This window comes from Rhizobium azibense, from assembly GCF_004342325.1.
In the GTDB taxonomy this organism is placed as follows: domain Bacteria; phylum Pseudomonadota; class Alphaproteobacteria; order Rhizobiales; family Rhizobiaceae; genus Rhizobium; species Rhizobium etli_B.
In genome coordinates this window covers 135,163-157,544 of record NZ_SMBJ01000006.1, presented here as the reverse complement: position 1 = coordinate 157,544, position 22,382 = coordinate 135,163, and the positions used below count along the sequence as shown (strand labels likewise).

Here is a 22,382-nt window from a genome sequence, read left to right as displayed (position 1 = left end):
ATGAGGGGCGGTATCGGCCTCTCTGCAGTCGGGCTCGCTCAGGCAAGTTCTTTTTTGATCTTCGGTTCATGGTGGTCCAGCGAGGTGATGCGGATCAGGCTTTCCTGGAGCGTCAACAGGTGTTGGCGCATGGCCTCGCCGGCCTTGGCAGGGTCGCGGGCAGCAATTGCCTCGACGATTGCGGTATGCTGGCCATAAGTGACCGTACGCGTCTTGCTGGCGCTGCGGGCGCGCTCGCGGATCACCTGCCAAGCCTCGTCCTGACGCACCCTGTTGATGACATCAAAGATTGCCAGGAAGAGTTGGTTGCCGGCGCACTGGGCGATCTGCCGGTGCAGTGCCCCATCCCAAAGTTCTCGGCCGTCGGCATCGGTGCTTTCGTAGATCTTCTTGATGAGCTCGTACATGCGCTCGATATCGACGCTCTTGGCGCGCATTGCGGCAAGCTGGGCCAGCTGCGGCTCAACGCGCAAACGCACCTCCATGACTTCCATGAGGTCGGTCCCGGCGACGATCGAATCGACATGCTCGCTCCAGCCATCGGGACGTCGCCCGGCAAAGGTGCCCGAACCCTGACGACGCCAGATGAGCCCCTCGGCTTCCAGGACCTCCAGTGCACGGCGCACAGCGCGGCGGCTAACGCCAAAGGTTTGCGAAAGCGCGCGCTCCGTCGGCAGCTTGCCGTCCGCGTCCAGTCTGCCGGAGCGCAGCAGCGTCCGGAGCCTGTCCAGTGCAAGGTTTGAGTTCCCGGCGGCTTCGTCCATTGGAAAATGGTCCGTACCAATTGAATATTGGTTCAATCCAGACCAAATTGACGGACGCGTCAAGTGAATTTTTAGGCAAATTCTGCAGTGCACAAGATTTGGGCTCTCGCGCCGATCTCTGAAAATGTCGGAAAGCAGCAAGGTGAGCCGCCTCGGCAATGGCAATACGGCGGGCCCTTACTCGTGAAAAACTTCAATGAGTTACCGTGATTGTCACCCGCAATAGAAGGGACGCTGACACGCACCTCCTTCTTCTCATCGACGCGAGGAACTGTTGGCAAAATCAGCTCTGTTTACAGGTTTGATGCCAGCCGCTCTCGATCTGCGTGACGATAATGCATGGACAGCCATTGATCCTGGCCATGGCCATGTGCAGGCGTTTTCCATTCAGCGACTTTCTGTTGCCCGCAGTCGGATACTAATATACTACTTCCGCTGAGGACTTGGGAGGGCAATCGGTGCATGCCAATCGGTATTGCAAACTGCGATTTGAAAAAACGCGTGACGAATGAGTGAAGCGCGCAAGAAGCGTTCCTTGGCGGGCGTGACCCAACTTTCCCACCAGCGTGCCGCAGTTCCTCGCGCCGCAACCCTGGTCTACGATGTTTTGCGCGACGACATACTCTCGCTTCGGCGCAAGCCCATGGACTTGTTGAGCGAGAAGGAGTTGGAGGCCCACTTCGGCGTCAGCCGCACGCCGATCCGTGAGGCGATCTTACGACTTTCCGACGATGGTCTCGTTGATATCTTTCCCCAATCCGGCACCTTCGTATCGCGCATACCGCGCCGCGCGCTCTATGAAGCCATCCTCGTGCGAAAAGCCCTCGAGATAACCACCGTCGGCCATGCCGTCGAAAGAATGACGCCCGCCGGCCTCCGGCTGCTCGACCGCAATCTGGACGATCTTGGCGCCTGCCTGAGCAATGGCGACGTGACGGCATTCCACCGGCTTGATATCGACTTCCACAAGTTGATCAGCGATATCGCCGGCTTTTCCGGCATCTGGGCAATCATAGAGCAGGTCAAGGTTCATTCCGACCGTTACCGCCTCCTGACCTTGCCGCAAGATGGCCGTCTCGCCCGCGTCCTCGAGGAGCATTCGACCGTCATCGGCTGCATGCGCAAGGGTGACAAGAAGGGCGCCGTCGAGGCCATGGACATCCATCTCGGCAAACTACTGCACGAGGTTGAAAAGGCCGCGATCTGGGACCCGAATTACTTTATCGAGGACGCGAGAAAACCTATGTTATCAACTGAAAAAAAAGGTTTGTTTCAATGAAAGTCGACGTAAGGCACGCTTCCCATCCCGAGGCCGTTCGCGCCTACGACACCGACACACTGCGACGCCACTTTCTTGTCGACCATGTCTTCGAAGGCGGCGAAATCCGGCTTACCTATTCGCATTACGACCGTATGGTGATCGGTGGCGCAATGCCGCTCGGCGCCGCCCTCACGTTGACGGCGCCAAAGGCCATCGGCCAGGAGACCTTTCTTGCCGAACGCGAGCTCGGTGCGCTGAACATTGGGGGAGCGGGCCGCGTCCTGATTGACGGCAAGGCGTACGAGCTCTCGAAATACGATTGCCTATATGTCGGCAAGGGTGCGGTGGACATCCGCTTCGAAAGTACTGATGCCGGTAATCCCGCCAAGTTCTACCTCGTTTCGACGCCGGCACATCGACCGCATCCCGCGGTGCTCTTGACGCGCGAGCAGGCTCGGCATCTAACGTTTGGCGAAGCGGCAACTGCCAACAAACGATCAATCTTCCAATTCATCCATCCCGAAGTCTGCCAGTCCTGCCAGCTCACCATGGGCCTGACGATGCTGGAGCCGGGCAGCATCTGGAACACCATGCCCAGTCACATCCATGACCGGCGCATGGAAGCCTATCTGTACTTCGATCTCGATGCCGATCAGCGCATCTTCCATTTCATGGGCGAACCGCAGGAATCGCGGCACATGCTGATTGCAAACGAGCAGGCGATCATCTCGCCTCCGTGGTCGATCCATTCGGGCGCCGGCACCAAGAATTACAGCTTCATCTGGGCGATGGCCGGTGACAACAAGAGCTTCACCGACATGGATCAGATCGCGATCGCAGATTTAAGGTAAGTCCAATGGCAAACCAGTTTGATCTTTCCGGCCGCGTGGCCATTGTCACCGGCGCCAATACTGGCATAGGGCAGGCCATTGCGATGGCACTTGCCCAAGCAGGTGCCTCGATTGTCGCTGTCGGCCGCTCGTCCATGGATGAAACCGAGGCGATGGTCACGGAGGAGGGCGCGCGCTTCCATGCCATCAAGGCCGATCTTGGCACGATCGCGCCGGTAAAGCGTATCGTTGCCGAAACGCTCTCGGCCTTCGGTGCACTCGACATCCTCGTCAACAATGCCGGTATCATTCGCCGCGCCGATGCGATCGACTTCACCGAGGAAGACTGGGACGCCGTTATCGACACCAATCTCAAGACGGCCTTCTTCCTGTCTCAGGCCGCTGGCCGCCACATGATCGAAACGGGCAGGGGCAAGATTATCAACATCGCCTCGCTGCTGTCCTTCCAAGGCGGCATCCGCATTCCGTCCTATACGGCGTCGAAGAGCGGCCTTGCCGGCGTCACGAGGCTGCTTGCCTGCGAATGGGCAGGCAAAGGCGTCAACGTCAACGCCATCGCGCCTGGCTATTTTGTCACCAACAATACGACTTCGCTCCGAGAAGATCCGGACCGCAGTGCCGCCATTCTCGCGCGCATCCCGGCAGGACGGTGGGGAGTGCCCGCCGAACTCGGCGGTGCGGCGGTGTTTCTCGCCTCGTCCGCGTCCGACTACGTCCATGGCACCGTGCTGCCGGTCGACGGCGGCTGGTTGGCACGCTGACGGGAAGGGTTGCATCTCCAAAGGCAGACGTGTCTTAATCTTTCCCTTGTAGGCATCCCATCTGCCTGTTGAAGGAAGTGACGTGAGCCACTCGCTTGACACCGGCGACACGCGCCCCTAACCTTTGAACATTCACCAGGGGGGTCCCGGCAAGGGGCTGAGATACTGCTGTCGCGCGCAGTGACCCGTTGAACCTGATCCAGTTCATACTGGCGTAGGGACGGTGCGAGCGCTCGAAAGGCTTGGAATTCACGCGTGGAATCCATGCCGGCGTCTTTCCATCATTCCGGCTAAGGACTGGGTCTCCAATCACAACTTGGAGCCTCAAACCATGAATATCGCCGCAAAGACCATCACCCCCACCGTTACCACCGGTCCGCTGCCGGCATCTCGCAAAGTCTGCATTGCGGGAGATATCCATCCCGACATTCGCGTGCCTATGCGCGAGATCAGCGTTCATCCGACCGCAGGCGAGCCGCCAGTCAGGGTCTACGATTCGTCTGGCCCCTATACGGTCGAAGGAGCCGATATTCGCATCGAAGGGGGCTTGCCTCAACTTCGGCGTGACTGGGTGCTCGCCCGCGGCGACGTCGAGGCCTATCAGGGTCGCCACGTTCGCCCGGAAGACAATGGTTTTGCCAGCGGTGAACGGCTGACGCCCGAATTTCCAGGCCAGCGCCAGCCGCTGCGGGCAAAGAACGGCAAGGCTGTCACCCAGCTTGCCTATGCGCGTGCCGGCATCATCACTCCGGAAATGGAATTCATCGCCATCCGCGAAAATCTCGGCCGGACGGCTCAATGCGAGGCGGTGGTTCGCGACGGCGAAAGCTTTGGTGCCAACATCCCCGACTATGTCACACCTGACTTCGTCCGGCAGGAAGTTGCCGCAGGCCGCGCGATCATCCCCGCCAACATCAATCATCCAGAGGCCGAACCGATGATCATCGGCCGCAACTTCCTGGTGAAGATCAACGCCAATATCGGCAATTCCGCCGTGACCTCGTCGATGGCCGAAGAGGTCGAAAAGATGGTTTGGGCGGCGCGGTGGGGTGCCGATGCGGTCATGGACCTTTCGACCGGCCGCAACATACACAATATCCGCGAATGGATTATCCGCAATTCGCCACTGCCGATCGGCACCGTGCCGCTCTACCAGGCGCTGGAGAAGGTCGAAGGCATCGCCGAGAACCTGACATGGGAGGTTTATCGTGACACGCTGATCGAACAGGCGGAACAGGGTGTCGACTATTTTACCATTCATGCCGGCGTGCGGCTCCACTATATCCCGCTGACTGTCAACCGAGTCACCGGAATCGTCTCGCGCGGCGGCTCCATCATGGCGAAGTGGTGTCTGCATCACCACCGTGAGAGCTTTCTTTACGAGCATTTCGAGGAGATCTGCGATATCTGCCGCGCCTATGACGTGTCCTTCTCGCTCGGCGACGGCCTGCGACCGGGCTCGATTGCCGATGCCAATGACGCAGCGCAGTTCGCCGAGCTCGAAACCCTTGGCGAATTGACGAAGATTGCTTGGGCGAAGGACTGCCAGGTGATGATTGAAGGACCAGGTCATGTTCCGATGCACAAGATCAAGGAAAACATGGACAAGCAGCTCGCCGTCTGCGGCGAGGCACCCTTCTATACGCTCGGGCCCCTGACGACGGACATCGCACCCGGCTACGACCATATCACCTCAGGCATAGGGGCTGCGATGATCGGCTGGTTCGGGACGGCCATGCTTTGCTATGTCACGCCAAAGGAGCATTTGGGATTGCCCGACCGCAATGATGTCAAGACCGGGGTCATCACCTACAAAATCGCGGCGCATGCCGCCGACCTCGCCAAGGGACATCCGGCCGCGCGTCTTCGCGACGACGCACTGTCGCGTGCCCGCTTCGAGTTCCGTTGGGAAGATCAGTTCAATCTCTCGCTGGACCCGGAAACAGCTCGCAGCTTCCATGACGAGACGCTGCCGAAGGAGGCGCACAAGGTCGCGCATTTCTGCTCGATGTGCGGCCCGAAATTCTGCTCCATGCGGATTTCGCACGACATTCGCGCCGAGGCGCAGAAGGAAGGCTTGGATGCGATGGCGGCAAAATACCGCGAGGGCGGCGATCTCTATGTTCCGGTCGAAGCGCTAAAGCATTTGGACGGCTAACATGCGCATACTTGTCAAAGGGGCCGGCGTTGCCGGCCTCTCCGTTGCCCATGCGATTCACGCCCGCGGTGGCGATGTGACGGTCGTTGATCCGAATGAGGGTTTCAAGGGCGCCGCATCCTGGTTTGCCGGCGGGATGCTGGCGCCCTGGTGCGAACGGGAAAGTGCTGGCGAGGCTGTTCTTTTACAAGGCCGCGATGCCGCCGACCGGTGGGAGGCGATGGTGCCGGGAGAAGTGCGACGCAACGGTACGCTCGTGGTCGCGCCGGCCCGCGATCTTGGTGAACTGCAACGCTTCGCCAGCCGCACGACCGGCTGTGAATGGCTCGATGGTAAAGCCATTGCTGAGCTGGAACCCGACCTTGCCGGGCGTTTCCAGCAAGGTCTGTTTTTTCCTCGCGAAGCCCATCTTGATCCGCGCCGGACGCTTGCAAGGCTGCGCGAGAGGCTTGCAACACAAGGTGTGTCGTTCATTCGAGATGCCGACGAGGGCAGCTTCGACGACCGTGTCGACTGCACGGGTGCGGCGCAGATTGGCAAGGCCGGCGGGCTGCGTGGCGTTCGCGGCGAGATGCTCTATCTTAAGAGCTGCGAGGTGCAACTCGCACGCCCGGTTCGCCTGCTGCATCCGCGCATCCCGCTCTACATCGTCCCCCGCGGCGACGGGCTTTTCATGGTCGGTGCCACGATGATCGAAACCGATTTCGACGGGCCGATTTCGGCACGCTCGTTGATGGAACTGCTGAACGCCGCCTACGCGCTTCATCCGGCCTTTGCAGAGGCAGCCGTCGCCGAGACCGGGGCCGGAATCCGCCCCGCCTTCGCCGACAACTTTCCCCGCGCCGTCCGCGACGCAAACACAGTATTTGTCAACGGCTTGTATCGCCACGGTTTTTTGCTGGCACCGGCAATAGCGGCCGAAGCTGCGGAGCTTGTATTCGGCAAACTCCAACACGTAAGCCAACGGGAAGGAATGTTTTCATGAGACTGATCATCAATGGCGAAGCTCAGAATATCTGTGCCAATACGCTTTCCGAGCTGCTGAGGCTGATGGACTACGAAGGCGAGTGGCTCGCGACCGCCGTCAACGGCGAGCTCGTCCACCGGGAGGATCGGGCTGACCATGCGCTTGACGAGAATGACCGGATAGAAATCCTGACCCCGATGCAGGGAGGTTGAACCATGCTTACGCTTTATGGAGCCGAAATTGCCTCGCGCCTTCTTCTCGGAACGGCCCGCTATCCCTCACCGGCAATCTTGACCGAAGCCGTCCAGCGATCTCAGACTGCAATCGTCACCGTTTCCTTGCGCCGTGAAACCGCCGGCGGCCGCAACGGTGGTGCATTCTTCGACATGATCCGCTCGCTCGGCGTACGTGTGCTGCCCAATACGGCCGGCTGCCATGGCGTCTCCGAAGCGGTGCTGACGGCCAAGATGGCGCGCGAGGTGTTTCAGACCAGCTGGATCAAGCTTGAGGTGATCGGCAATCACGATACGCTGCAGCCCGATGTCTTTGGGCTGGTCGAAGCCGCGCGTATCCTCTCGGGTGAGGGCTTCGAAGTCTTCCCCTACACGACCGATGATCTTGTCGTGGCGGAACGCTTGCTGGAAGCGGGGTGCAAGGTTTTGATGCCCTGGTGCGCGCCGATCGGTAGTGCCGCCGGGCCGCTCAATCTCTCGGCCCTTCGGGCGATGCGCGCGCACTTTCCCGAGGTGCCGCTGATCGTCGATGCCGGCATCGGCAGGCCCTCGCATGCAGCAACCGTCATGGAACTCGGCTTCGATGCGGTTCTTCTCAACACCGCGGTGGCTGGCGCCGGCGATCCTGTCTCCATGGCCGAGGCTTTCGCCAGGGCGGTCGCGGCCGGCCATCAGGCGTTCGGTGCCGGCATGCTGGAGCCGCGCGAGATGGCCGTGCCCTCGACACCGGTGATCGGTAGGGCGGTCTTTGCATGAGGCTCGATCCCTTCTATCTGATTGTCGACAGTGCACAGTGGATCGCCCGCTTGGTCCCGCTTGGCGTCAAGCTGGTTCAACTCCGCATCAAGGACCGGACGGAGGCGGAAATCCGTGCTGATATCCGCAACGCAAAGACGATCTGCTCTGCAAATGGATGCCAGCTGATCATCAACGACTACTGGCAACTGGCGATCGAGGAGGGATGCGATTTCCTCCATCTGGGACAGGAGGATCTGGCCGGAGCGGATCGTCGAGCGATTCGGAAGGCCGGTCTGAAGCTCGGGCTCTCCACCCATGACGGTGCCGAGCTGGAGACAGCGCTCGCCGCAAAGCCGGACTATGTCGCGCTCGGTCCAGTCTATGCGACAATCCTGAAGCAGATGAAATGGGCGCCGCAAGGGCTGGAACGGCTCAGCGAATGGAAAACACGCATCGCCGGCCTGCCGCTTGTCGCCATCGGCGGGCTGAATGTCGATCGCATCGACGGCGTCTTTGCCCATGGCGCAGACAGCGCGGCCGTTGTGACCGACATCACTCTGAACAGCGATCCAGAGGCAAGAACCAGACAGTGGCTTAAGGCCACCGCCAGATGGAGAATCTCATAGATGTCATGATCGGGACGACTTTACCAAAAGCCGCGAGAAACGCACATGACGTCTGCCCGATTGAAAACCACTCTTGCCGTGCTCATAGGACGCGCGGAAATGGAAGATGCAAGAACTGGGCTCTGACATTGGCGCGCTAATCCGACCATCGCAATCTACGGACTGCAACTGCGCGTCAGATGTGCAATGCATGGCCAAGTGCCTTAAGGGCTGCTTCCTGGATGGCTTCGCTGCGGGTCGGATGGGCATGGATCGTACCGGAAATATCCTCCAGGCGCTCGCCCATCTCCATGGCATGTGCGAAGGTGGCCGAAAGCTCCGAAACCCCGGCGCCGACGGCCTGAAGGCCGAGGACAAGATTTGTGTCGGCTCGTGCCACGACGCGCACGAAGCCTTCGTCCGAATGCATCGTCATGGCGCGGCCGTTGGCGCTGAAGGGAAACTGGCCGACGCGGATCTCATAGCCCTGAGCACGGGCCTCGCCGGGGGAAAGACCCGCCGTCACGATCTCGGGGTCCGTGAAGCAAACCGCCGGAATGCAGCGCTTGTCCCAGGCCCGCTTCCGGCCGGCCACAATCTCGGCCACCATTTCGCCCTGCGCCATGGCGCGGTGGGCAAGCATCGGCTCGCCGGTGACGTCGCCGATCGCATATATGCCGCGCATCGACGTGCGGCAGCGCTCGTCGATGCGCAGATAAGGCCCTGAACGATCTAGATCGAGCTCTTCCAGCCCCGATCCTGCGGTTTTCGGTTTGCGTCCGACGGTGACCAGGATGCGGTCGGCCGGCAGCTGCTGTTCCTGACTGTCCGCCGTCTCGACAAAGAGTGCATTTCCCTCGCCAGAGAGACCCTTGGCTTTTGCACCGGTCAGCACGTGAATGCCGAGTTCTCCGAGCTTGCGCAACACAGGGCGCACGAGATCGGCATCATATTGCGGCAGGATCTGCGGCATCGCTTCGACAACGGTTACCTCGGAGCCCATCTTGGCAAAGGCGGTGCCGAGCTCGAGGCCGATATAGCCGCCGCCGACAACCACAAGCCTCTCCGGCAGATCCTTAAGCGACAGGGCCTCGGTTGAGGATATGACGCGGCCACCGAAGGGAAGACCTGCAAGCTCGACCGGCTCCGAGCCGGTGGCGATGACCACGGTGTCGGCGCGAATGATCTGCGCGCCGGTTTCCGTCTCCACCTCCACGGTCTTGCCGTCGCGAAAAGCCGCGCGTCCGTGGACGATCTTGACATTCGCCTTATGAAGCAGCGTTGAGACACCGCTGGTGAGCCTGCCAACGATACCATCCTTCCAACCGATGGTTTTCGCCAGGTCGATGGCAGCGTCCCCCACACGGATGCCGATCGGGCTCCTTCCGGCAGCCATACGGCGGACTGCGGCGAACTCTTCTGCCGCATGAATGAGCGCCTTGGACGGAATGCAGCCGACATTCAGGCAGGTTCCGCCCGGTTTGCTTTCCTCCACGATGACGGTGTCGATGCCGAGCTGGCCCGCCCGGATGGCGCAGACATAGCCTCCAGGACCGGCGCCGATGACGAGGAGCTTGCAGACGATCTCTTTCATAAAACTCAGCTTTCGATGAAAATGAGTGCCGGCGTTTCGAGAAGAACCCGGACGCGCTGGACGAAGGTGGCAGCATCCCAACCATCTATGATGCGATGGTCGAAGCTTGAGGAGAGGTTCATCATCTTGCGCGGCACGAACTGCGTGCCGTCCCAGACCGGACGGATGGCGATCTTGTTGACGCCGATGATGGCGACTTCGGGATGATTGATCACAGGCGTCGAGACGATGCCGCCGAGCGCGCCGAGCGAACTGATGGTGATCGTCGAGCCGCCGAGCTCATCACGCGTCGCTGAACCCGTGCGCGCCGCCTCCGCAAGCCGGTTCATCTCGCTGGCGCAATCAAAGATGCCGCGCGCCTCTGCATGTCGCACGACAGGTACCACCAACCCGGCGGGCGTCTGCGCGGCAATGCCGATGTGGACGGCCGCATGACGGGTGAGTACGCCTGTGTGATCGTCGAAGGTGGCGTTGAGGTTTGGCTGTCCGGCAACCGCCTTGACGATCGCCCGCATCAGGAAAGGCAGGACGGTAAGCTTCGGCTGTTCCGGCCTGCGATCCCGGTTCATGGTGGCTCTCAGTTCCTCCAGAGCCGTCATGTCGATCTCCTCGACATAGGTGATGTGGGGAATGCGGGAGGCCGACAGCGACATCTTCTCGGCAATGCGCCGGCGAAGGCCGGTAAGCTTGATCTCTTCCGTGGCAGTCTTTCTTCCTGGAACCGTTTGCGCCGGGAATGAGGCCCCGCCGCGGGCGAGAAACTGGTCGATATCCTCGCGCAGGATACGGCCCGCAGGACCGCTTCCCGTCACCTGCCTGAGATCGACGCCGTTTTCCCGGGCAAGGAGCCGGACGGCAGGGGAGGCGAGCGGCCTTTCGGCGGGCATCGCAGCAACTGCACGAGGCGCAATACCGGCTTTTGGTACCGTTGCCTTTGTGAGGTCTAATGCAGGCAACGGTGGCTCAGGAGCTTTCGCGGGTGGTACAGCCGCAGGGATTTCGGTCTTCCTCTCGCCGCCTTCACCGGCCGTTTCGATGCGCACCAGCGGCGCCTTTACGGCGATCCGGTCGCCGATCTCTGCACCGAGCCAGACGACGGTGCCGGTAACGGGAGAAGGGATTTCGACCGTCGCCTTATCGGTCATGACGGCGGCGATCACCATGTCCTCGCGCACGGGGTCACCGGCCTTCACGTGCCATTCGACAAGCTCAGCCTCGGCCACGCCTTCGCCGACATCGGGCATCTTGATCGTGAACTCACCCATGGCTTACGCCTCCATGACTTCTGCAAGTGCCCGCCCGACACGCGCAGGCCCGGGGAAATAGTCCCATTCCTGTGCGTGCGGATAGGGCGTGTCCCAACCGGCGACACGCATGACCGGCGCTTCCAGATGGTAGAAACAATGCTCCTGCACGAGCGACACCACTTCGGCGCCAAAGCCGGACGTAAGCGTTGCCTCATGGACGACGACGCAGCGGCCGGTCTTCGTGACCGACTGTACGATGGTATCGAGATCGAGGGGCAGGAGGCTCCGCAAGTCGATGACTTCGGCATCGATGCCGGCATCTTCCGCAGCTGCAAGCGCCACATGCACCATGGTACCATAGGCGATGACGGTCACGGCTGATCCCAACCGCCTGATCTCGGCCTTGCCGATCGGGACGGTATAATGTCCCTCAGGTACTTCGCCGAGGTCATGCTTCGACCAGGGAGTAACAGGGCGCTCATGATGACCGTCGAAGGGACCGTTGTAGAGCCGCTTCGGCTCCAGGAACATCACCGGGTCCGGATCCTCAATGGAAGAGATGAGCAGGCCCTTGGCATCAAAAGGATTGGAAGGCACGACAACCTTCAGGCCGCAGACATGGGTAAAGAGCGCCTCCGGGCTCTGGCTGTGCGTCTGACCGCCGAAGATACCGCCGCCGGTTGGCATACGCAGCACGATCGGGCAGGTGAAATCGCCGTTCGAGCGGTAACGGATGCGGGCGGCCTCCTGAGTGATCTGGTCGTAGGCAGGATACATGTAATCGGCAAATTGGATTTCGACGCACGGCTTTAGCCCGTAGGCCGCCATGCCGATCGCCGTTCCGACGATGCCCGATTCACTGATCGGCGTATCGAAACAGCGGGTCTTGCCGTATTTTGCCTGAAGCCCTTGCGTACAGCGGAAAACACCGCCGAAGTAACCGACGTCCTCGCCGAACACCACGACGCTGTCGTCGCGGGCCATTGATACGTCCATGGCACTGCGCACGGCCTCGATCATCGTCATTCTGGCCATCTCAGTAACCCGCTTTCTGCCGCTGGCGGCGAATATGCGGCGGCATCTCGGCATAGACGCCCTCGAAGATGTCGCGCACGGAGGGCCTGCCGCCCGCATGCAGTGTGCCGTGCTGCTCTGCCTTTCTCTGCGCCTCGATAACCTCGTCGATGATCTCGGCCTCCGCCTGAAGATGACGTTCTTCGGACCAGACGCCCCTGACGATCAGATGCTTCTTCAGGCGAAGAACCGGATCGCCAAGCGGCCAGGCCTCAGACTCGGTCTTCGGACGATAAGCGCTTGGATCGTCAGACGTCGAATGGGCGCCGACGCGATAGGTCACATATTCGATCAGCGTCGGGCCGAGGTTCCGCCTGGCGCGCTCGGCTGCCCAGCAGGCAACGGCATGGACGGCGAGATAGTCGTTGCCGTCGACACGCAGCGCCGGGATCCCGAAGCCGAGACCGCGGGCAGCGAAAGTACCGGAGCCGCCGCGGGCGATGCCCTGGAACGTCGAGATCGCCCATTGATTGTTGACGATATTGAGGATCACCGGAGCTTTGTACGTGGAGGCGAAAACCAACGCGGAGTGAAAGTCGGATTCGGCTGTCGAGCCATCGCCGATCCAGCCGGCGGCGATCTTGCTGTCGTTCTTGATGGCGGACGCCATCGCCCAGCCGACTGCCTGAACATATTGCGTGGCGAGATTTCCGGAGATCGTGAAGAAACCGTGGTCTTTCGAGGAATACATGATCGGCAGCTGCCGGCCGTGCAGCGGGTCGCTCTCATTCGAGTAGATCTGGTTCATCATCTCGACCATCGGATAGTCGTCGGCGATCAACAGTCCCGCCTGGCGATAGGTCGGAAAGTTCATATCGCCCTTGCGCAACGCCTTGCGGAAGGCGCAGCTGACGGCTTCCTCCCCGAGATGCTGCATGTAGAAGGATGTCTTTCCCTGGCGTTGCGCCATCAGCATGCGGGCGTCGAAGGCCCTGAGCTTCATCATGTGGCGAAGGCCGGTAAGTAGTTCGTCGTCAGAAAGCATGCCCGACCACGGGCCGACTGCCTCACCGTCGCGATTAAGTACGCGGATGATCGAATAGGCGAGCTCGCGGATGTCCTCTGACGCGACATCCACTTCAGGTCGCGGTACCGCGCCTGCCTTGGCGATCTTGACGTTGGAAAAATCAGGCTGGCCGCCCGGACGGACGGCGGGCTCGGGGACGTGCAAGCTCAGTTGAGCGAATTCCGTCATATGGTCTCATTCCTCCCTTTGCCGCCCGCTCCTCTCCTCCAGGAAGCGACGGCTCATCCTTGGTGTTACAGATTGCGCGCAATCACCATGCGCTGCACATCGCTCGTTCCCTCATAAATCTGACAGATGCGGACATCCCGGTAGATCCGCTCGACCGGATAATCGGCCATATAGCCGTAGCCGCCATGAATCTGGATCGCGTCGGAACAGACCCGCTCTGCCATTTCGGAGGCAAAGAGCTTCGCCATCGACGCTTCCGAAAGACAGGGCAGGCCGCCTTCGCGCAATGCCGCTGCATGGAGGACGAGCTGGCGCGCGGCCTCGATCTGGGTCGCCATGTCGGCAAGGCGGAAGGCGACGGCCTGGTGCTCGATGATCGGTTTGCCAAAAGCGACACGCTCGCGCGCGTAGTCGCGCGCCGCCTCATAGGCCGCCCGTGCCATGCCAACCGCCTGCGCGGCAATGCCGATCCGCCCGCCTTCGAGGTTGGCAAGCGCAATGCGGTAACCTTCCCCCTCCGCACCGAGCCTTTGTTCGGCGGGGATGCGCATGCCGTTGAAGGCGATCTGGCAGGTATCGGTCGAATGGAGGCCAAGCTTTTCTTCGACACGGATGACTTCGTAACCGGGTGTATCGGTCGGCACGATGAAGGCGGTGATGCCCTTCTTTCCGGCATCAGGATCGGTGACTGCGAAGACGATGATCACTTGGCCATTCTTGCCCGACGTGATGAACTGCTTGGCGCCGTCGAGCACATAATGATCGCCGTTGCGGCGCGCGCGGCTGCGCAGGTTTGAGGCATCCGAGCCTGCCTGGGCCTCGGTCAGTGCGAAACCTCCGATCCATTCGCCACTCGCAAGCCTGGGCAAGAAATGCTGCTTCTGTTCTTCATTGCCGAATTTCAGGATCGGCACGCAGGCGACCGAGCTATGGACGCTCATGATGGTCGAGCACGGCCCGTCGCCGGCGGCGATCTCTTCGAGCGCGGCAGCATAGGCAATAGTGCCGGTGTCGGAGCCTCCAAAGGCTTCCGGAACGAGCATGCCGAGCAGGCCGAGCTCGCCCATTTCCTTCAGTTCCTCGCGGGGGAAGGCGTGATTCCGGTCGCGGGCGGCTGCGCCAGGCGCCAGGCGCTCGCGGGCGAAATCGCGCGCGAGATCGCGAATTTGCTGCTGCAGGTCGGAAAGAATCATCGCTTCCTCCCTTAGTGCCGTTCGAGGGCGACTGCAGTTGCCTCGCCGCCGCCGATGCAAAGTGCGGCCATGCCGCGCTTCAGGTCGTATCGCTTAAGAGCCGCAAGCAGAGTGACAATGATGCGTGCTCCCGATGCACCGATCGGATGGCCGAGCGCACAGGCGCCACCATGCACGTTGACCTTGTCGTGCGGCAGATGGAGGTCGCGCATCGCAGCCATGGCGACGACGGCGAAAGCCTCATTGATTTCGAAAAGATCGACTGTATCAAACGACCAGCCGGCGCGATCGGAAAGCTTCTCAAGAGCACCGACCGGCGCCGTTGCAAAGAGATTGGGGGCCTGCGAATGGGTAGCCTGGGCAGTGATCGTGGCAAGCGGCTGCAATCCGCGGCGTTCGGCCTCCGAGCGGCGCATGAGGACGAGGGCGGCCGCACCATCGGAAATCGAGCTTGAATTGGCAGCGGTCACCGTCCCGCCGTCGCGGAAGGCAGGCTTCAAGGCCGGAATCTTTTCAAGTTTTGCCTTGCCCGGCTGTTCGTCATGGGCAACCGTCAGTTCGCCTTTGCCGGTCTTGATGGTCACCGGTGTGATCTCTTCATCGAAATAGCCGGCCTCGATCGCCTTTTGCGCCCGCGTCAGCGAGGCGATCGCATAATTATCCTGTGCGGCGCGTGTGAATTGATAGGCCTCGGCGCAGTCTTCCGCGAAAGTGCCCATCAAACGTCCCTTGTCGTAAGCATCCTCAAGCCCGTCGAGGAACATATGATCGACAACGCGCCCGTGGCCGAGCCGGTAGCCGCTACGTGCCCGATCGAGGAGATAGGGCGCATTCGTCATGCTTTCCATGCCGCCGGCGACGGTGATCGAGGCATTTCCTGCGGCAATGAGGTCATGAGCAATCATCGTCGCTTTCATACCGGAGCCGCACATCTTGTTAACGGTGCTGGCGCCGGTCGAAAAGGCAAGGCCAGCGCCGATGGCCGCCTGCCTCGCCGGCGCCTGGCCCTGGCCGGCCGGCAGCACGCATCCGAACACCACTTCATCAACGGTCCCGGCCTCGACGCGGCTGCGTTCAAGTGCGGCCCGGATTGCGGCGGCTCCGAGCGCGGGCGCCGTAGCATCCTTGAGCTCGCCCTGAAATCCGCCGATCGGGGTGCGTGCCGAGCCGACAATCACGACAGGATCCTGCAATGGCATTTTCTCCTCCCTGACGGCGCCTAACGCGCGCCCATCCGCAATGCGCCGTCGAGGCGAATGACCTCGCCGTTTAGCATGCTGTTTTCACATATATGGCGCACCAGAGCGGCGAATTCAGCGGGCCGGCCGAGCCGCGGCGGGAAGGGCACGCTCCTGCCGAGTGATTCGCGAACCTCAAACGGCATGCCTGCCATCATCGGTGTTTCGAAGATGCCGGGAGCAATTGACACGACGCGAATACCGTGGCGGGCAAGCTCGCGGGCAATTGGCAGCGTCATGGCGGCCACACCACCTTTGGAGGCGGAATAAGCCGCCTGGCCGATCTGGCCGTCGAAGGCTGCGACCGAGGCGGTATTGATGATGACGCCACGCTCGCCTTCGCCATCCGGCTCCTGTTCTTGAATGGCGCAGGCGGCTAGGCGGGTCATGTTGAAGGTGCCGATCAGATTGATGGCGATCGCGTGTGAAAAGCTTTCGAGCCGATGCGGTCCATCACGTCCAATGACCTTTTCGGCCGGGGCAACGCCGGCGCAGTTGACGAGCCCGCGCAGGCCACCGAAGGTATCAAGCGCAGCGGCGACAACGCGCGCACCATCTTGCTCGCTCGTTACGTCGGCACACAAGTATGAAACCTCTCCGCCGAGCTCTGCGGCGACCATTTCACCAGCCTTTTCATTGAGATCAGCAATGACGACGCGCGCCCCGTCTTCGACCAGCATCCGCACGGTTGCTGCGCCGAGACCGGATCCGCCGCCGGTGACGATGAAGGTTCCTCCACGAATCAGCATGGCTCATCTCCCACAGCCAGTCCCTTCTCCCCTCATGGAGAGCCCAGCCAGAATAGCACGGACTTTATGTCGTCCCACTATTGCAAGCGATGACAGAGTTGTTTCATATTTCTGGACAATTTTACCATAGTGAGAGGTAAGGCGATGCCTGAACTCGAAAGGCGCATGATTGCACCGGGATTCGTCCAAGAGGCACTCGAAAGCCTGCGCCGCATGGGAAAACCAACTGCCCCGCTCATTGCTGCGCTCGGACTGCCTCGAGGTGTCAACCAGCCGATATCGGCCGAGCGCTACGGTGCATTGTGGCTTGCGATTGCCGCCGAGCTCAATGATGAGTTCTTCGGAATGGGCGGTAGGCCGATGCGCAGCGGAAGCTTCACCCTGCTCTGCCACTGCGTGCTGCATGCACGAAGCCTCGGCCAGGCGTTACGTCGGGCACTGCGCTTCCTCAATGTCGTCCTGGAGGATCCGCACGGCGAACTCGTCGTCCGCGACGGCCTGGCCGAGATCACGCTTGCAGACGCCGGCGGACCTCGCTCGGCTTTCGCCTATCGCACCTACTGGATCATTCTGCACGGCATCACGTGCTGGCTAGTGGGTCGCCGGATCCCCATCCGGCTCGTCGATTTCCGCTGTGATGAGCCGAAACAGGGAGCCGATTACCGGCTTTTCTTCGGTGCCCCCGTCGCATTCTCTCAACCCATCAGCCGGCTGGGGTTCGACAGCGCCATGCTGGACCTGCCGGTTTCGCGGACCGAGCAGGCACTGAAACAGTTCCTGCGTGGCGCACCGGCAAACATCCTCGTGCGCTATCGCTACGATGCCGGACTTGCTTCCAGTGTCCGGCGACGCCTGAGCAGCCTGCCACCGGCTGCCTGGTCGAATTTCGCCGATCTTGCAGCCGACATGCGCATGCCGGTATCCACCCTGCGTCATCGCCTGAGTGACGAAGGGCAGAACTATGCCGGCATCAAAGATGACATCCGCCGCGATATGGCCGTCGATATGCTGCTCAATAGTCCGAAGACGATCGGCGACATCGCAACACAACTCGGCTATTCGGAACCCAGCGCATTTTTCCGGGCCTTCCGCAAATGGATGTCGACGAGCCCGGATGCGTTCCGCCGGGAAAGCAGGAAAGTGGCGCCGACAATGTAGACGACGGCGCCCGGCCCGCCATCAGCGAACCAGGATCGCCCTGAAATCGTTGACATTGGTGCCTGTCGGGCCGGTCTCGAAGAGGTCGCCGATAGCCTGGAAGGCCGAATAGCTGTCATTGCCATCAAGAAGGCGGCGTGGATCGAGACCGCTTTCGCGCAGGCGCCTGACGGAGGTGCCGTCGGCAAATGCGCCGGCGTTGTCTTCCGAGCCGTCGATGCCGTCGGTGTCTGCTGCCAGGAGATGGATGTCGTATCCGTCGATTGCAAGTGCGGCGGAAAGCGCAAATTCGCCGTTGCGCCCGCCTTTGCCACCTCTGGCCCGCAGTGTCACGGTCGTCTCGCCGCCTGAAAGAATGACGGAAGGCTTTTCGAACGGTCGGTTGCGGCCAAGCACCTCACGGGCTATTGCCGCGTGCACCAGTGCAACGTCACGGGATTCGCCCTCGATCGAATCCGACAGGATTACCGGGGTGATGCCACTGGACTTTGCCAGTTGAGCGGCGGCCTCGAGCGACACACTGGCCGAAGCGATGATGTGATGTTCGTGTCCGGCAAAGATCGGATCGTCCGGAAAGGGCGCATCTGCGGCGGGGGAGGCCAGGTGATCGAGCGCTGCCTTCGGAAGCCGCAGGCCATATTGCCGGACGATTTCGATCGCGTCATGCCTCGTGGAGAAATCAGGAACGGTGGGTCCTGAGGCGACATGGGCGGGATTGTCGCCGGGAATATCCGAAACGATCAAGCTGACGAGGCGCGCTTTCGTGGCTGCCGCGAGCCGCCCTCCCTTGATGGTGGATAAGTGCTTGCGCACGACGTTCATCGCCGAGATCGGCGCGCCTGACGCCAGCAGCATCTCGTTGAGCGCGATCTCATCTTCGAGCGACAGGCCTTCGGGCGGCGCCGGCAGAAGCGCCGAACCGCCGCCGCAGATCAGCGCGATCACCAGATCGTCCGCCGTCAGGTCCTTCAGTGCTTCGACCAATCGTTTCGATGCCGCAAGACCGGCGACATCCGGCACGGGATGGGCGGCTTCGATGATCTCGATCCTTCTGGTTTCGCAGCCATAGCCATAGCGCGTCACGACAACGCCATCGAGCGGGGTGTCCCAGACGCTTTCGAGCGCGCGAGCCATTTGTGCTGCTCCCTTGCCCGCGCCGATCACCACCGTTCGACCTTTTGGCTTCGCAGGCAGATGCGCCTTGATGCCCGACAAGGGATCGGCTGCACGCACAGCGGCGTGGAACAGCGATGTCAAAAAGGTGCGGGGGGATAAAACAGCCACAATTAAATCTTTCGAATCTGCATTGCAGGACGCGTCTACTCACCGGCATATCCTCAAGCTGCAACTTCCAAGAGTTTGGCCGCTTAGGCAAGGCAGGCTCGGCCGATTTTGTGTATTCGCGATAACGGATCGATCGCATGCTCCCCATTGTCCCCATCTTGGGAGGTCGCATGACCTCGCGAGCAACGCCGTTCGTGCCGGCTTTATCTTGCTGCCGGCAAAAGTATCCGAGACCGCGTGAAGGTTCCCCAAAGCAGCGCTGACACCTATGTCACTGAGCCGTTCAGTTCGATGGCTGATCGCACAGATCGAGGCTCGGCTAAGGCACTGTCGCACTGAAGGGCACTGATCTCATGCAGGCCGGTTTCATCAGGGCCGAGCAGGCGTTGTTTCAGGCGGTCGCTATTGCGACAAGCTGGAATCCAGGTCAACGGGAGCCGAGATGAATGCTGCGGCCGCAAGCCAAGGCAATGACGTTGTTTGCGACTGCAAGCGAGCTCCTGCAACCGGGCGCTCTACCAAGTCATGCGTCTGCCACCGTCGTCGAAGAGGTGAAGGCTTTCGGCAGCCGCACAGACCGACACGGCTTCGTCAATGGCGATCCGGGACCGGCCGGGAACCCGGAAGACGATCGGCCGACCGTTTGAAAGCCAAGCGTGGACATAGCTTTCGGCACCAACGAGTTCGACGGCGCCAACCCGCGCGTCAGCCCTGAAAGCATCCGCTCTGCCATCTTGCCAAATGTAAAGGTCCTCCGGTCGGACCCCAAGCGTGACGGCGCCGGCGGGCAGGGCGATACTGGGTGACAGCAAGAAGCCTCTGCTGTCACCCGACCGGTCCCAGAGGTTCATGGCGGGCGAGCCGATAAAGGTTGCAACGAAGGTCGTGGCCGGCTTCTCGTAAAGCTCGATTGGTGTACCGATCTGATCAATCTGGCCACCGTTCAACACCACAAGACGATCGGCCAGCGTCATCGCCTCCATCTGGTCATGCGTCACGTAGACGCTTGTTGTCGCCAGCGAACGCTGCAGGCGCTTGATCTCGACGCGCATCTGGACGCGCAGTTTGGCATCGAGGTTCGATAGCGGTTCGTCAAACAGGAAGGCAGCCGGTTCTCGCACGATTGCGCGCCCCATCGCCACACGCTGACGCTGCCCGCCCGACAACTGCCTCGGTTTGCGCTCGAGAAACGCCTCGATCTCGAGCGCCCTTGCAGCCTTTTCGATGCGGCGCTCGATTTCGTCCTTCGGTGTCTTGCGGTTTTTCAGGCCGTAAGCAAGGTTCTGCCTGACCGTCATATGCGGGTAAAGTGCGTAGTTCTGGAAGACCATGGCGATGTCGCGCTCGGATGGCTCCAGCCGATTGACGACGCGATCGCCAATGGCGATTTGGCCCGATGTGATACCTTCGAGACCGGCGATCATGCGCAGCAACGTGGATTTGCCGCAGCCGGAGGGGCCGACGAGCACGACGAACTCGCCGTCTGCGATTTCCATCGAGACCCCCTTGATGGCTTCGATACCGCCGCCATAGGTCTTGCGAACATCCTTCAGATTGATCTTGGCCATTACTTCTCCGTTTCCACAAGACCTTTTACGAACCAGCGCTGCATGAGCACGACGACGAGAATGGGCGGAATGATTGCAAGGATCGCCGTCACCATCACGTAGTTCCAGGGGGTTGCCGCATCGGCGAAATCCATCATCTTTCGAAGAGCGATGATGATGGTATTCATCTTCGCGTCATTGGTGACAAGCAAGGGCCAGAGATATTGGGTCCAGCCATAGATGAAGAGGATCACGAAGAGCGCTGCGATATTCGTTTTCGACAAAGGTAGCAGTATATCGCGCATGAAGAGGAACGGGCCGGCGCTGTCGATGCGCGCCGCCTCCAGTAATTCTCCCGGGATTGTCAGGAAGAACTGACGGAACAGAAATGTCGCCGTGGCAGATGCCATCAGCGGCAGTGTCAATCCTGCGTAGGTGTCGATCATGCCCAGGTCGACGATCACCTTATAGGTTGGAAGGATACGGACCTCGACTGGCAACATCAAGGTGATGAAGATCATCCAGAAGAAGGCCATGCGAAATGGAAAACGGAAGAAAACGATCGCGAAAGCCGAGAGAAAGGAGATCAGGATTTTTCCGACCGCTATCAGGACCGCGACGACAAATGTGTTGAACAGCAGGCGCTCGAGGCTCACTCCGACGACCTGCTCAACACCGCCTGAAAGTGCTGAGGTGTAGTTGTCCATGAAATGATCGCCGGGCAACAGCGAGATGGGCGGCCTGATGATTTCCGCCGACGTCATGGTCGAGGCGACGAACGTGTAATAGATCGGGAATGCGACGATGATGATGCCGATAATCAGCATCAGGTGGCCGATAAGATTGGCGAGAGGGCGCTTTTCAATCATCGCCGCATCTCACGCATAGTGCACGCGCTTCTCGACGAAGCGGAACTGAAAAGCGGTCAGGGCAATGACGATGATCATCAAGATGACGGATTGGGCCGCCGACGAGCCGAGATTGAGGTTCACGAAACCGTCATTATAGACCTTGTAGACGAGCGTTTCTGTTGCCTTGGCGGGACCACCGCCGGTGACTGCATGGATGATGCCGAACGTATCGAAGAAGGCGTAGACGGTGTTGACGACGAGCAGGAAGAAAGTCGTCGGTGCCAAAAGCGGGAAAACGATCGTCCAGAAGCGTCGGTTGCCGCGCGCTCCGTCAATTGCCGCAGCCTCGATCAGCGATCTCGGAATGGCTTGCAGGCCGGCGACGAAGAACAGGAAGTTGTAGCTGATCTGCTTCCACGCAGCCGCCATGACAACAAGCATCATTGCTTGATTGCCGTTGAGCAGCGGATCCCACATGAAGCCGTTGCGCCGCAGAAGATAGGCAAACGTGCCCATTGCCGGATTGAACATGAAAAGCCAGAGCATGCCGGCCACGGCGGGTGCCACTGCATAGGGCCAAATCAGCAGCGTGCGGTAAAAGGTCTTTCCACGCACGACTTTATCGGCGGCCGTTGCGAGCGCCAAAGCCATGACCATCGACAGCAGTGCCGTCAGTACGCTGAAGAGGATCGTGACCTGCAGAGAATGCAGATAGTTGGGATCTGCAAAGACGTCGCGGAAATTTGCAAGGCCGACGAAACCGCTCTTCAAGCCAAAGGGATCCTCGCGCTGTATCGACTGGTAGAGCGCCTGGCTTGCCGGCCAGAAGAAGAAAACAACGGTCAGAATAATTTGCGGTGCAAGCAGGAAATAGGGAAGAATCTTGTTTGGAAAAACAACGCGCTGCACGGAGA

21 protein-coding genes and 1 riboswitch are annotated in these 22,382 nt (G+C 60.6%); of the genes, 9 read left to right on the top strand and 12 right to left on the bottom strand.

The window, feature by feature from the left end; all coding sequences use genetic code 11:
* Positions 1 to 38: 38 nt before the first annotated feature.
* Complete coding sequence (locus EV130_RS16495) at positions 39 to 764, bottom strand: FadR/GntR family transcriptional regulator (RefSeq protein ID WP_132550723.1); 726 nt, start codon at positions 762 to 764, stop codon at positions 39 to 41.
* 508 nt (positions 765 to 1,272) lie between these two features.
* On the opposite strand from EV130_RS16495, the gene EV130_RS16490 reads away from it, so the two are divergent.
* The 8 genes from EV130_RS16490 (at position 1,273) to EV130_RS16455 (ending at position 8,359) form a co-directional block, all read left to right on the top strand.
* Positions 1,273 to 2,043, top strand: a complete 771-nt coding sequence (locus EV130_RS16490; protein WP_074064486.1) for a GntR family transcriptional regulator — start codon at positions 1,273 to 1,275, stop codon at positions 2,041 to 2,043.
* A complete protein-coding gene (kduI, locus tag EV130_RS16485; protein WP_074064487.1) occupies positions 2,040 to 2,876 on the top strand; it encodes a 5-dehydro-4-deoxy-D-glucuronate isomerase in 837 nt (278 codons plus the stop codon). The genes EV130_RS16490 and kduI overlap by 4 nt, the downstream gene beginning before the upstream one ends.
* A 5-nt stretch (positions 2,877 to 2,881) precedes the next feature.
* Complete coding sequence (gene kduD / locus EV130_RS16480) at positions 2,882 to 3,637, top strand: 2-dehydro-3-deoxy-D-gluconate 5-dehydrogenase KduD (protein WP_132550721.1); 756 nt, start codon at positions 2,882 to 2,884, stop codon at positions 3,635 to 3,637.
* A gap of 127 nt (positions 3,638 to 3,764) precedes the next feature.
* A riboswitch (TPP riboswitch) is annotated at positions 3,765 to 3,876 on the top strand.
* Positions 3,877 to 3,968: 92 nt separating this feature from the next.
* Positions 3,969 to 5,795 (top strand): phosphomethylpyrimidine synthase ThiC, encoded by a 1,827-nt coding sequence (thiC, locus tag EV130_RS16475; RefSeq protein WP_132660886.1) that lies wholly within the window; start codon positions 3,969 to 3,971, stop codon positions 5,793 to 5,795.
* A gap of 1 nt (position 5,796) precedes the next feature.
* The gene (gene thiO / locus EV130_RS16470) at positions 5,797 to 6,780 is read left to right on the top strand and encodes a glycine oxidase ThiO (protein ID WP_074064490.1); all 984 of its coding nucleotides are present in this window, start codon (positions 5,797 to 5,799) and stop codon (positions 6,778 to 6,780) included.
* Positions 6,777 to 6,974 (top strand): sulfur carrier protein ThiS, encoded by a 198-nt coding sequence (gene thiS, locus EV130_RS16465; RefSeq protein WP_022717603.1) that lies wholly within the window; start codon positions 6,777 to 6,779, stop codon positions 6,972 to 6,974. Before thiO ends, thiS begins: the two co-directional genes overlap by 4 nt.
* 3 nt (positions 6,975 to 6,977) lie before the next feature.
* Entirely contained in the window at positions 6,978 to 7,751 is a 774-nt protein-coding gene (locus EV130_RS16460) for a thiazole synthase (protein WP_074064491.1), read from the top strand.
* Positions 7,748 to 8,359 (top strand): thiamine phosphate synthase, encoded by a 612-nt coding sequence (locus EV130_RS16455; RefSeq protein WP_132550717.1) that lies wholly within the window; start codon positions 7,748 to 7,750, stop codon positions 8,357 to 8,359. The genes EV130_RS16460 and EV130_RS16455 overlap by 4 nt, the downstream gene beginning before the upstream one ends.
* A 175-nt stretch (positions 8,360 to 8,534) precedes the next feature.
* Here EV130_RS16455 and lpdA read toward each other — a convergent pair whose 3' ends face one another.
* The 7 genes from lpdA to EV130_RS16420 all read right to left on the bottom strand — a co-directional run bounded on the left by lpdA (position 8,535) and on the right by EV130_RS16420 (position 16,628).
* Positions 8,535 to 9,932, bottom strand: coding sequence for a dihydrolipoyl dehydrogenase (gene lpdA, locus EV130_RS16450; protein ID WP_074064493.1), 1,398 nt, complete (start codon positions 9,930 to 9,932; stop codon positions 8,535 to 8,537).
* Between the two features lie 5 nt (positions 9,933 to 9,937).
* Positions 9,938 to 11,197, bottom strand: a complete 1,260-nt coding sequence (locus tag EV130_RS16445) for a dihydrolipoamide acetyltransferase family protein (RefSeq protein ID WP_132550715.1) — start codon at positions 11,195 to 11,197, stop codon at positions 9,938 to 9,940.
* A gap of 3 nt (positions 11,198 to 11,200) precedes the next feature.
* Positions 11,201 to 12,214, bottom strand: a complete 1,014-nt coding sequence (locus EV130_RS16440; RefSeq protein WP_132550713.1) for an alpha-ketoacid dehydrogenase subunit beta — start codon at positions 12,212 to 12,214, stop codon at positions 11,201 to 11,203.
* Between the two features lies 1 nt (position 12,215).
* The gene (locus tag EV130_RS16435; RefSeq protein WP_074064496.1) at positions 12,216 to 13,448 is read right to left on the bottom strand and encodes a 3-methyl-2-oxobutanoate dehydrogenase (2-methylpropanoyl-transferring) subunit alpha; all 1,233 of its coding nucleotides are present in this window, start codon (positions 13,446 to 13,448) and stop codon (positions 12,216 to 12,218) included.
* 65 nt (positions 13,449 to 13,513) lie between these two features.
* On the bottom strand, positions 13,514 to 14,641 hold the full coding sequence (locus EV130_RS16430) for an acyl-CoA dehydrogenase family protein (protein ID WP_074064497.1): 1,128 nt from the start codon (positions 14,639 to 14,641) through the stop codon (positions 13,514 to 13,516).
* Positions 14,642 to 14,652: 11 nt separating this feature from the next.
* Complete coding sequence (locus EV130_RS16425) at positions 14,653 to 15,840, bottom strand: acetyl-CoA C-acyltransferase (RefSeq protein ID WP_074064498.1); 1,188 nt, start codon at positions 15,838 to 15,840, stop codon at positions 14,653 to 14,655.
* A 20-nt stretch (positions 15,841 to 15,860) separates the two neighbouring features.
* Positions 15,861 to 16,628, bottom strand: a complete 768-nt coding sequence (locus EV130_RS16420; RefSeq protein ID WP_132550711.1) for a 3-hydroxyacyl-CoA dehydrogenase — start codon at positions 16,626 to 16,628, stop codon at positions 15,861 to 15,863.
* Positions 16,629 to 16,772: 144 nt separating this feature from the next.
* On the opposite strand from EV130_RS16420, the gene EV130_RS16415 reads away from it, so the two are divergent.
* Positions 16,773 to 17,786, top strand: a complete 1,014-nt coding sequence (locus EV130_RS16415) for an AraC family transcriptional regulator (protein ID WP_132550709.1) — start codon at positions 16,773 to 16,775, stop codon at positions 17,784 to 17,786.
* Positions 17,787 to 17,807: 21 nt separating this feature from the next.
* Here the strand turns inward: EV130_RS16415 and EV130_RS16410 are convergent, their stop codons facing one another.
* The 4 genes from EV130_RS16410 to ugpA form a co-directional block, all read right to left on the bottom strand.
* Positions 17,808 to 19,070: a glycerate kinase type-2 family protein gene (locus EV130_RS16410; protein WP_132550707.1), complete on the bottom strand. Its 1,263-nt coding sequence runs from the start codon at positions 19,068 to 19,070 to the stop codon at positions 17,808 to 17,810.
* 515 nt (positions 19,071 to 19,585) lie between these two features.
* Positions 19,586 to 20,638, bottom strand: a complete 1,053-nt coding sequence (locus EV130_RS16405; RefSeq protein WP_132550705.1) for a sn-glycerol-3-phosphate import ATP-binding protein UgpC — start codon at positions 20,636 to 20,638, stop codon at positions 19,586 to 19,588.
* Positions 20,638 to 21,486, bottom strand: a complete 849-nt coding sequence (gene ugpE / locus EV130_RS16400) for a sn-glycerol-3-phosphate ABC transporter permease UgpE (protein ID WP_074064503.1) — start codon at positions 21,484 to 21,486, stop codon at positions 20,638 to 20,640. Before ugpE ends, EV130_RS16405 begins: the two co-directional genes overlap by 1 nt.
* A gap of 9 nt (positions 21,487 to 21,495) precedes the next feature.
* Positions 21,496 to 22,377, bottom strand: coding sequence for a sn-glycerol-3-phosphate ABC transporter permease UgpA (gene ugpA / locus EV130_RS16395; protein ID WP_132550703.1), 882 nt, complete (start codon positions 22,375 to 22,377; stop codon positions 21,496 to 21,498).
* Positions 22,378 to 22,382: the final 5 nt, after the last annotated feature.